At 74.6% G+C, this 10,787-nt stretch carries 9 protein-coding genes; 3 read left to right on the plus strand and 6 right to left on the minus strand.

The features are described 5' to 3' along the window. Positions 1–87: 87 nt before the first annotated feature. From mshC to ABT354_RS37625, 4 genes are all read right to left on the minus strand, one after another. The gene (mshC, locus tag ABT354_RS37610) at positions 88–1,317 is read right to left on the minus strand and encodes a cysteine--1-D-myo-inosityl 2-amino-2-deoxy-alpha-D-glucopyranoside ligase (RefSeq protein WP_351502497.1); all 1,230 of its coding nucleotides are present in this window, start codon (positions 1,315–1,317) and stop codon (positions 88–90) included. 199 nt (positions 1,318–1,516) lie between these two features. Continuing rightward, complete coding sequence (locus ABT354_RS37615; protein WP_351502499.1) at positions 1,517–2,338, minus strand: SCO1664 family protein; 822 nt, start codon at positions 2,336–2,338, stop codon at positions 1,517–1,519. Next, complete coding sequence (locus ABT354_RS37620) at positions 2,302–2,892, minus strand: DUF3090 domain-containing protein (protein ID WP_351502502.1); 591 nt, start codon at positions 2,890–2,892, stop codon at positions 2,302–2,304. Before ABT354_RS37620 ends, ABT354_RS37615 begins: the two co-directional genes overlap by 37 nt. Before the next feature lie 63 nt (positions 2,893–2,955). Continuing rightward, a complete protein-coding gene (locus tag ABT354_RS37625) occupies positions 2,956–3,648 on the minus strand; it encodes a histidine phosphatase family protein (RefSeq protein ID WP_351502504.1) in 693 nt (230 codons plus the stop codon). Between the two features lie 111 nt (positions 3,649–3,759). On the opposite strand from ABT354_RS37625, the gene ABT354_RS37630 reads away from it, so the two are divergent. Next, complete coding sequence (locus ABT354_RS37630; protein ID WP_351502506.1) at positions 3,760–4,764, plus strand: magnesium and cobalt transport protein CorA; 1,005 nt, start codon at positions 3,760–3,762, stop codon at positions 4,762–4,764. Between the two features lie 103 nt (positions 4,765–4,867). On the opposite strand, the gene ABT354_RS37635 is transcribed toward ABT354_RS37630, so the two are convergent. Together ABT354_RS37635 and ABT354_RS37640 are read right to left on the minus strand one after the other, a co-directional pair. Continuing rightward, positions 4,868–5,656, minus strand: a complete 789-nt coding sequence (locus tag ABT354_RS37635; protein ID WP_351502508.1) for a ferritin-like domain-containing protein — start codon at positions 5,654–5,656, stop codon at positions 4,868–4,870. Between the two features lie 193 nt (positions 5,657–5,849). Beyond that, positions 5,850–6,899: an LLM class F420-dependent oxidoreductase gene (locus ABT354_RS37640; protein ID WP_351502510.1), complete on the minus strand. Its 1,050-nt coding sequence runs from the start codon at positions 6,897–6,899 to the stop codon at positions 5,850–5,852. Positions 6,900–7,052: 153 nt separating this feature from the next. Between ABT354_RS37640 and ABT354_RS37645 the strand changes: the two genes are divergently transcribed. Together ABT354_RS37645 and ABT354_RS37650 are read left to right on the plus strand one after the other, a co-directional pair. Continuing rightward, positions 7,053–8,036, plus strand: coding sequence for an aldo/keto reductase (locus ABT354_RS37645; RefSeq protein ID WP_351502512.1), 984 nt, complete (start codon positions 7,053–7,055; stop codon positions 8,034–8,036). 263 nt (positions 8,037–8,299) lie between these two features. Continuing rightward, complete coding sequence (locus ABT354_RS37650; protein WP_351502513.1) at positions 8,300–10,681, plus strand: helix-hairpin-helix domain-containing protein; 2,382 nt, start codon at positions 8,300–8,302, stop codon at positions 10,679–10,681. Positions 10,682–10,787: the final 106 nt, after the last annotated feature.

The following is a 10,787-nucleotide window of genomic DNA, read 5'->3' on the forward strand; positions in this document are numbered from 1 at the left end:
CGGGGGGGGGGCTCTGGGGTGGTGGGGGGGGGCCCGGCCCCCCCCCCCCCACCACCGCGTTCGTCGTATCCGCGTGAGCGGTCCGGGTCAGAGCGCCACGCCGAGCAGCGCGTCGACCGCCCGGGAGACCAGACCCGGCGCGCCCTCCTCGACGCCGCCCTCCACCCGCTGGCGCTCGGCCCAGCGGTCGACCGCGGCGAGCGCGGACGGGGCGTCCAGATCGTCGGCCAGCGCCTCGCGGATCTCCTCCACCAGCGCGTCGGCCGAAGGCCCGTCGGGACGGGAGACGGCGGCGCGCCAGCGGCCGAGCCGCGCCACGGCGTCCTGGAGGTCCTGGTCGGTCCACTCCCAGTCGGCACGGTAGTGATGGGCGAGCAGGGCGAGACGGATGGCCGCGGGGTCGACCCCGTCCCGGCGCAGCGTCGAGACGAAGACCAGGTTCCCCCGGGACTTGGACATCTTCTCGCCGTCCAGGGCGACCATGCCCGCATGGACATAGGCCTGGGCGAAGGGGTGCTCCCCGGTGAGGGCCTGGGCGTGCGAAGCGCCCATCTCATGGTGGGGGAAGGCGAGGTCGGAGCCGCCGCCCTGGATGTCGAAGCCCATGCCGAGGTGGTCGAGGGCGATGGCGACGCACTCGATGTGCCAGCCGGGCCGGCCCGGGCCGAGGCTGCCACCGTCCCAGTGGGGTTCGCCGTCACGGGCGGCCAGCCACAGGACCGGGTCGAGGGGGTTCTTCTTGCCGGGGCGCTCCGGGTCGCCGCCGCGCTCGGCGGAGAGCAGCCGCATGGCCTCGGCGTCGAGCCCGGAGACCTCACCGAAGTGGGGGTCGGCCTCGATGGAGAAGTAGGTGTCCCCTTCGAGCTCGTAGGCGGCGCCCAGGTCCCGGAGGCGTTCGACGAGCGGGACGATCCTGGGTATGGCCTCCACGGCACCGATGTAGTGCTTCGGCGGGAGCATCCGGAGCGCGGTCATGTCCTCCCGGAAGAGGGCGGTCTCGCGTTCGGCGAGGAGGGTCCAGTCCTCCCCGTCGCGCTGGGCGCGCTCCAGGAGCGGGTCGTCGACGTCGGTGACGTTCTGGACGTAGTGAACCTGGCGCTTGGTGTCGAGCCACACGCGCTGGACGAGGTCGAACGCGTTGTAGGTCGCCGCGTGCCCCAGGTGGGTGGCGTCGTACGGCGTGATGCCGCAGACATAGATACGGGCGACGGGACCGGGCGCGAGCGTGAGCGCCGCGCCGGTCGCGGTGGAGTGGATCCGGAGGTCGCGGCCCTTGCCGGGCAGGGCGGGGACCTCAGAAGCGGGCCAGGCATGCATGCATCGAGACTAACCGGAGACCTGATCCGTCTACGAACCGGATCACCTCTGCCGGGCCGGTTGCGCGCTCTTGCGCGATGACCAGGGATATGCGGGTCGCAGGGGGTCCCCGAACACGCCGGGCCGGCGGGATCCGGCGCGGCCGGTGCCGGGCTGGGCCCGGCGCCGGCGACAGGTGTCAGGTGCCAGGTGTCAGATGTCAGACCGGGGGCCAGGGAATGGGGGGCCACTCCCCCGACGGCTCCGGGTGGACACCGCCCGCCCGCAGCCCCGCCACCCGGGCACGGACCGCCTCCACCTCGGCGGGGGTGAGCAGCCGCCCCAGCCGCTCCGCCAGCTCCCCGCCCTCCGCGAGCGCGGCCCGGAGCCCTTCGAGGGCGTCCAGCGCCTCGGCGGTCAGCGGTTCACCGGCCCATCCCCAGAGCAGGGTGCGCAGCTTGTCCTCGACATGGAAGGTGACACCGTGGTCGATCCCGTAGAGCCGCCCGCCGGCCGCCGGGAGGAGATGGCCCCCCTTGCGGTCACCGTTGTTGATCACCGCGTCCAGGACCGCCAGCCGGCGCAGCCGGGTGTCGTCGGCGTGGACGAGGAGCGCGGTACGCCCGTCGCCCACCTCGGCGGGGCCGACCGCCTTCCAGCCGTCGCCCGCCTCGTCGCCGTCGACCAGGGCGAGCAGCCGGGCCTCGGGGTCGGGCTCGATCCAGAGCTGCACCATGCCGTCGCCGTAGGGGCCGTCCCGCAGCACGGTGGGCGGGATCAGCCGCCAGCCGAGCGCCTCGGAGATCTCGTACGCGGCGACCTCACGGCGGGCGAGGTTCCCCTCGGGGAAGTCCCAGAGGGGGCGCTCCCCGGCGACCGGCTTGTAGACACAGTCGGCCGTGGCGCCGTCCTGGGCGACGGTACAGAACAGCACCGCGTTGGACGCCTCACGGATCCGCCCGCGCACGGTCAGCTCCCCATGGGCGAGCAGCTCCAGCGGGAGGGTCAGACGCTCCGCCGGTATCCGTTCTGACGCGGGCATACATGTCCTTCCGGGTCGAGCGGCAGGCTGCACAGCGGGCAGGGCGGCCGTCCGGCGTTCACCACGTCCAGGGCGCGCTTGGCGAAGGCGCGGGCCTGCGCCCCGGTGAGCCGCACCCGCAGCATGGGCGGCCCGTTCTCCTCGTCCTGGAGCAGCCGCTCCTCGGCCTCGGCGAGGTCCTCCTCGGACTCGGCGTCCAGCTCGACCAGGGCCTGCGCCTCGACGATCATGCGCTGCTCCTCGCCGTCCCAGGCCAGGGCCATGGTGCCGACGCGGAACTCCTCCTCGACGGGCGAGTCCAGGGGGGCGGTGTCGGCGATGTCGGTGGGGGCGACGGCGGGGACCGGGGCGTTTCCCCCGGTGCGGCGCACCACCTCGTCCAGCAGCTCGTCGATCCGCTCGGCGAGCGCCGCCACCTGCGTCTTCTCCAGGGCGACGCTGGTGGTCCGCCCGCCGGCCGACGCCTGGAGGAAGAATGTACGGCGCCCAGGCAGCCCGACCGTACCGGCGACGAATCGGTCCGGTGGGTCATAGAGGAATACCTGACGGGACACGCTCTCTCCCTGAAGACTCGGCGACGACCTGTACGGCGCGCTCCACCCTACTGCGCCCCGCGATCACGGCGCGCCCGCTCCGCCGCCGACGACCGCCTCCCCCGTACCGTCCGGTCCGGAGCCGTGCGGCGCGAGGTCGGTGAGGCCGCCGGTGTCGCCGAGGCGGAGCAGGAAGGGCCGGGTGCGGGTGTAGCGGATCGCGGTCACGGAACAGGGCTCCACATGGATCCGCTGGAAGAGGTCGAGGTGGAGACCGAGGGCGTCGGCGACCAGGGATTTGATGATGTCGCCGTGGGAGCACATGAGATAGACGGCGTCCTCGCCGTGCTCGGTACGGACGCGTTCGTTCCAGTCGTGGACGGCGTCGACGGCGCGGGCCTGCATGGCGCGCAGGCTCTCCCCGCCGGGGAAGGTGGCGGCGGAGGGGTGCTGCTGGACGACCTCCATCAGCGGCTCCCCGGCCAGCTCCTTGAGCTTGCGGCCGGACCAGTCGCCGTAGTGGCACTCACCGATCCGGTCGTCGGTCCGCAGCTCCAGGGCGGGCCGGGCGTCGAGGAGCGGGCGCAGGGTCTGGACACACCGCTCCAGGGGGCTGCTGACCACGGCGGCTATGGGGATGGCGGAGAGACGGCGCGGCAGCTCGGCGGCCTGCTCGGCACCGCGCGGGTCGAGATGGACCCCGGGGGTCCAGCCCGCGAGGATCCCGGAGGTGTTGGCGGTGGAGCGTCCGTGCCGTACGAGGATCAGGGTGGCCATGTCCGCCAGCGTAGGCCCTTCCGGCCGGGACCGGCGGGGCCTGTGGACAAGGTCGCCTGTGGACAACCACGTCACCCCTCCGGCGTGCGCGGGAGACCGGTCGGCGGGAGAATGCGCACTGTGATCGTGGACTGCGCCATCTATCGCGGGGGGCGCCGTACCGAGGGTCCGGCCGATCTCTCGGACGCCCTCGGGATGTGCCGGGCGGGCGGTGACGCCTTTCTGTGGATCGGGATGTACGAGCCCACCGACGAGGAGTTCGAGCGGGTCAGGTCGGAGTTCGGGCTGCATCCGCTGGCGGTGGAGGACGCGCTCCGCGCGCATCAGCGGCCCAAGCTGGAGGTGTACGCGGACTCGCTCTTCGTGGTCCTCAAGCCGGTGGGGTACGACCCGGTGGGGCATACGGTCGTCCCGGGCGAGCTGATGCTCTTCCTCGGGGACTCCTTCGTGGTGACGGTCCGGCACGGCGAGGCGGCCCCGCTGGCCGCGGTGCGCCGGCGGCTGGAGGCCGACCCCCGGGTGCTGCGGCACGGTCCGGCGGCGGTGCTGTACGCGGTGGGCGACGAGGTGGTGGACCGCTATCTCGATGTGGCGGGGGAACTCCAGGTGGATCTGGAGGAGTTGGAGGCCGAGGTGTTCGCCCCGGTGAACAGGGGCTCGGGTGCCGCCGGACCGCGAACGGCCGCGCGGATCTACGGCTTCAAGCGGCAGGTACTGGAGTTCCGGCGGGCCACGGGGCCGCTGACGGAGCCGATGGAGCGGCTGGAGAGCACCCCGGTGCCGTACATCCCCGAGCGGGCCCGGCTCTTCTTCCGGGATGTCGGCGACCATCTGACCCGGGTGAACGAGCAGGTGGACGGGTTGGACCGGCTGCTGTCGGACATCCTGACGGCACATCTGGCCCAGCAGGGCGTCCAGCAGAACGACGACATGCGCAAGATCTCGGCCTGGGCGGCGATGGCTGCGGTACCGACGCTGGTGGCGGGGATCTACGGGATGAACTTCGCGCATATGCCGGAGCTGGGCTGGGTGGGCGGCTATCCGGCGGTGCTGCTGCTGATGGCGGGCGCGGTGTGGGGGCTGTACCGGCTGTTCAAACGGCGGGGCTGGCTCTGACCAGCGCCCCGGGGGTCCACTCCGGGGGCCGGGGCGCCGGCCCGGTCGGTCTCGGACGGCCCGGCCGGTCTCAGACGGCCCGGCCGGTCTCAGACGGCCGGTCTCAGACGGCGGGGACCGTCGCGGGAGGCGGGCCGTCGAGGGCACCGCGCCGTTCGGGCATGGTGAGGCTGATCATCCGGTGCCAGCCGCCGAGCCTCTCGTACCCGTACATCCCGTGGATCCCGGCGGCGAGCACGGTGGACTTGGCCCGGGGCCAGCGCAGCAGCCGTCCGATGTGGTCCATGACGGCGAGGCTGACCGTGCGGTAGACGGCGCTCTCGGCGAGGGCGCACTCGCGGAGCACCCGGTGGATGGCGCGGCCGTGCCCGGCGGCCGCGAGCCCGAGCAGCTCCTCATGGCAGTAGGCGAGGTGGTTGTCCTCGTCGTTGCTGATCATCCGGATGGCCTTGCCGACCTCGGGATGGTCCCCGAAGTGGCGGACGAGCATCTCCATTTGGTCGGCGGCACGCTGCTCGGTGACCCTGCTGTGGGAGAGATAGACGAGGATGTCCTGCTCGGTGAGGGGCTCCTCGCGGCGCAGCTTGTCATGGGCGAGACCGATCCCCCGGCGCTCCAGGAGCATCGTGTAGTCGGTCTCGGGGGGCACCGGTACGGGGTCGAGTCCCCGCTTCCGCAGCAGCGCGTTGAAGATCCGGCCGTGTTTGTCCTCGTCGGCGCCGTGGCGGGCGATCCGGGGGGCGAGGGTCCGCATCCGGTCGGGGACAAGGGCGGCGATCCGCCCGTTCTCCCAGCCGCCCTGGGCCTCACCGCTGGCCGCGATGGAGCAGAAGAGCTGGAAGGCACGGTCGTCGTCGATGATTTCCTGGAACAGGCCACGGGCCGAGAGCATCACTGCCACCTCCTGGGGACACCCGAGGACACCCTGGAGACGAGTCAAGGCGGCGGGGACCGGACGGGCAACAGCTGAGCGGCTCCGCTCCGCCGAACGGGGGACGGACCCCGGGGCACGGCGCCCCGGGGTCCGCCCCCCGTCTCCCGTCCCTCTTCCGTCTCCCGTTCTCCCGGCCGGCTTCCGTCTTCCGTCAGGCGAGCCCGGCGCGCTCCAGGGCCTCGGTGCCCGCCCGTACCGCCGCGATCCGGTCCTCCCGGGTGAATCCGGCGGGGGCGAGCGTCAGGGTGGTGACCCCGGCCTCGGCGTAGGCCCGCATCCCGTCGGCGATCCGGTCGACACTCCCGAGCAGGGTGGTGGAGTCGATCAGCTCATGCGGTACGGCCGCCGCCGCGCCGTCCTTGTCCCCGTCGAGGTACTTGTCCTGGATCTCCGCCGCCGCCTTCTCGTACCCCATGCGCCGGGCGAGCTGGTTGTAGAAGTTCTGCTTGCGGCTGCCCATGCCGCCGACGTACAGGGCGGTGTAGGGGCGGAACATATCGGCGAGGGCGGTGACGTCGTCGCCGATGGCCAGCGGCACGGTGGGACAGACGTCGAAGCCCTCCATGGTCTTCCCCACCTTCGCGCGCCCGGCCCGCAGCGGGCCGATCGCGGTGGCCTCCAGATGGTCGGCGGCGGGGAAGATCAGCAGCGCGCCGTCGGCGATCTCGCCGGTCTGCTCCAGGTTCTTCGGGCCGATCGCGGCGATGTAGAGGGGGATGTGCTCGCGCTCGGGGTGGACGGTGAGCTTGAGGGGCTTGCCGGGGCCGTCGGGCAGCGGCAGGGTCCAGTGCTCCCCCTGGTGGGTGAGGCGTTCGCGGCTCATGGCGCGGCGGACGATCTCGACGTACTCACGGGTGCGGGCGAGCGGCTTGTCGAACCTGACGCCGTACCAGCCCTCGGAGACCTGGGGGCCGGAGACCCCGAGGCCGAGCCGGAACCGGCCGCCGGTCAGGGAGTCGAGGGTGGCGGCGGTCATGGCGGTCATGGTGGGCTGACGGGCCGGGATCTGGAGGATCGCCGAGCCGACATCGATCCGCTCGGTCTGCGCGGCGACCCAGGCGAGGACGGTCGGCGCGTCCGAGCCGTACGCCTCCGCGGCCCAGCAGACGTCATAGCCGAGCCGGTCGGCCTCCTGAGCGACCGCGAGATTGTCGCCGTCCATTCCCGCGCCCCAGTAGCCGAGGTTGATGCCGAGCCGCATGACCGCTCCTCTTACTCATCAGTAACGTCTTGGTCCCGGGACTCTAACGCGGCGGGGGCCCCCGCGACAGGGGGTCGGATACGGGGGCACAGCGGCGCGGGGTTGTCCACAGGCCCTCTGTTCGCGGGGCGGCGGCCAGTAGTCTCGACGCTCATGGAGCAGAGGCATCTCGGCCGGACCGGCCTGCGTGTGTCCCGGATCGGGCTCGGCACCCTGACCTGGGGCCGGGACACCGATGAGCATGACGCGGCGGATCAGCTGAAGGTCTTCTGGGAAGCGGGCGGCACCCTGGTCGACACCGCGGATGTGTACGGGGGCGGGGACGCGGAGTACGTCCTGGGGCAGTTGCTGGAGCGGCTGGTGCCCCGGCGGGATCTGGTCATAGCCACCAAGGCGGGCAGTGTGCCCGACCCCGACCGCCGGTTCGACGGCTCGCGCGGCCATCTGCTGGCGGCGCTGGACGACTCGCTGGCCCGGCTGGGCACGGACCATGTGGACCTCTGGCAGATCCATGGCTTCGATGCGCACACCCCGCTGGAGGAGACCCTGGCGGCGCTGGACACGGCGGTCTCCAGCGGGCGGGCGCGGTACGCGGGGGTGGCCGGCTTCTGCGGCTGGCAGCTGGCCAAGGCGGGCACCTGGCAGCTGGCCGCGCCGGGCGGGCGGGCCCGGCTGGCGGGGACCCAGATGGAGTACTCGCTGCTCCAGCGGGGTGTGGAGCGGGAGCTGCTGCCCGCCGCGCTCGACCTGGGCATAGGGCTGCTGCCCTCCTCGCCACTGGGGCGCGGGGTGCTGACCGGGAAGTACCGGCACGGCACTCCGTCGGACTCACGGGGCGCCTCCGAGCTGCTGGGTCCTTTTGTCGAGCCCTATCTCGACGAGACGGCGGACGGGATCGTGGAGGCGGTCCTGACCGCGGCGGACGGCCTGGCGACCACCGCCCTCCAGGTCGCGCTCGCCTGGGTGCGGGACCGGCCCGGCGTGGTGGCCCCGATCGTCGGGGCCCGCAACGCGCGCCAGCTGTCGGCGGCGCTGTCAGTGGAGGCGCTTACGCTTCCTGACGAGATCTGCCGGGCGCTGGACGATGTGTCGGCGCCTGTGCACCACTATCCCGATCACGACTGGAGCACGCTGTGACCGCGTCTTCCCGGGGCTCCCGCCCCGGCGCCGAGCCCAAGGTGACGATCACCCCGTCCGACGCGGACACCCCCGTGCCCGCCGGGGCGGCACCCACCGGGGCGGCCCCGGACCCGACTACGGCCGCGACGGACAGGGCCGACGGCCCGGCCGGAGCGGACGGGGACGGCACCGGACCGGACCGGCCCGACACCGACACCGACCCGGAGACCGACACGACCGACGGCCCGGAGCCGGCCGGGGCGGATACGGCCGCCCCCTCGGTGGAGCCCACCGGAGCCGGCGGCGAACCCACGGAGGACGCGGACACCACCGGGGCGACCGGCGGGGAGGCCACCCCCGGGACCGGATCGGAGCACGCCGGGGACAGCACCGGCACGGACGGGGCAGGCCAGGACACCACTGGCGAGGCGGAGCCGCGCGGGACCGGGGCCGGCGGGCCCGACGACGGGGACGGCCATGCGCCGGGCACGGGCGGGGGCGAGGAGACGGAGACCCCCGGCGCCACCGGCGAGGCCGATTCGGTCAAGGCGGGGGACAGCACCCCGGCGGAGCCCGCCGGGGACGGCACCGGAGAGGCGGAGCCGGGCGGGGCCGATGCCGAGGCTGGGGCGCGTGAGGGAGCCGACGGCGGTGACGCGCCGAGCGAGGCGCAGGCCGAGCTGGCGGCGCAGCGGGAGTTGCGGGAGCGGATCGAGCGGCGGAAGGCCGAGCGGGAGGCCCCCGTGGCGAGCGGGGCCGGGCTCAGCGGGACGGCGGCGGATCTGCTCGCCGCCGTGCGCGCGGTGGAGAGCGGGGAGAAGTCCGGCAGCGCCTTCTTCGCCCCCGCTCCCGAGCGGCCCGCGCCCCCGGTGGCGGCCCCCGCCCGGGGCGACCGGCCCATGGCGGCGGACCGGCGGCCCCCGCAGGCCCCGGCGGTCACCTCCGAGGCGGTCGCGGCGGTCCGTGCGGTGCTCGCCGAGGGCGGTGCCCCCGAGGGGCTGGCCGAGCGGGCCGCCGAGGTGCTGGGCGAGCCTGCGGCCCGGCTGCTGCGGGAGGACCCCTGGCGGCTGCTCGCGGTGGAGGAGGTACGCCCCGAGCAGGCCGACGGCTTCGCCCGCGCACTGCTCGGCGACGGCTGCGGGCCCGGTGACGAGCGGCGGACGGCGGCGCTGGTGATCCGGCGGCTGGAGCGCGCCGCCCTGGAGGGGCATACGGCGCTGGAGGCCTCCCTCGTCCGTGCGGCGCTGGCCGAGTGGCGGGTCCCGGACCCGGACGCGGCGCTCCAGCAGGTGATCGCCGACGGTGTCGTCCTGGTCTTCCAGGACGGCGCCGAGGACGGGACGGACCCGGCGGACCCGACCGGGTCGGATCAGCAGGCACCGGACGGGCCGGAGCCGGACCCCGGGGAGCCGGGCGCGGAGAGCGGCGCCGGCGCGCCGCCGCTGCTGGGCCTGGACCGGTACGCGCTCGCCGAGGAGAGCCTGGCGGACGGTCTGGCCCGGCTGGCCCGCTCCGGCCCCGACGAGCGCTGGGAGGCCGCCCGGCCCACCGATCTGGTGCGGGCCGTCGCCCTGAGCGGGCTGGTCGTCCACACGGGTGGTGAGGCGGCCCGTGCCGAGCCGGTGGCGCTGGCCAGGGCCGCGGCGGAGCTGGGGCTCTCCCCGGTGGTCGCGGTCCACGGCGAGCACGGCCGGCGCGCGGTGGGCCCGGCGGCGGTCACCGTCGCGGGGCTGCTCTCGGGCGCCCAGGGTCCGGGCCGGGACGCGGACGGCGCCCTCGCACTGGATCTGCTGGTGGTGCTCGACGCCCAGCTGCTGGATGTGGAGAGCGCCACGGTGCTGGTGGAGTCGCTGCCGGACGGCGCCCGGCTGGTGTTGAGCGGTGACCCGGGGCAGCTGGCCCCGGCGGGTGCGGGCCGGGTCCTCGGAGATCTGCTGGCCGCCGCGGTCTGTCCCCGGGTGGTCTCCCGGACCCCTGACCCGGGCCCGATCGGCGAGCTGGTGTCGGGCATCGGCATCGGGGAGCTGCACCCGGTGTCCGCGCCGGGCAAGGAGGTCGTGGTGGTCCCGGTGCGGGACGCGGGCGAGGCCGTGCACCGGACGGTGCAGCTGGTGGCGGACTCGGTGCCGAGGGCGATCGGGGTCCCCGCCGACCAGACCCAGGTGATCACGGTCGGCCATGGCGGCGCCGCCGGCACCCGCGCGCTGAACGCGGCGCTGAAGCAGCGGCTGAACCCCGGCCCCGGCCGGTTCGGCGGCTTCGACCGGGGCGACCGGGTCGCGCACTCCCCCGCCCCCGGCCGTACCGTGCCCGGCACGGTGGTCTCGGCGGACGCGGCGGGGCTCCATCTGGACTGTGCGGGTGAGCGGGTGACCGTACCGAGGGAGCGGGTGGCCGGTACGGTCCGGCACGGCTGGGCGCTCACCGCCCATCAGGCGGTGGGGGTGCGCTGGCCCGCCGCCGTGGTGGTGCTGCCCGGGGACGCCGCACCGGGGCTGAGCCGCCCCTGGGTGTACACGGCGTTCGGCCGGGGCGAGCGTCATCTCTCCGTGGTCCATGGAGTCGATCAGGCACTGCCCCGCGCCGTGGCCGAGGTCCCCGCCCCGCCCCGGACCACCCGGCTGCGCGGGCTGCTGGAGGCCCTGCTGCCCCCGGCGTCCTAGATCGTGTGCCGGGCCGCTGACGGCGGTCCGGCACCCGGTGGCGGGGGGGGGCGGGGGGGGCACGGGCGCCCCCCGCGCCGCGCCCCCGGGGGGCCGGGCGGCGCCC

The organism is Streptomyces sp. NPDC000594 (genome assembly GCF_040299965.1).
Lineage (GTDB): Bacteria > Actinomycetota > Actinomycetes > Streptomycetales > Streptomycetaceae > Streptomyces.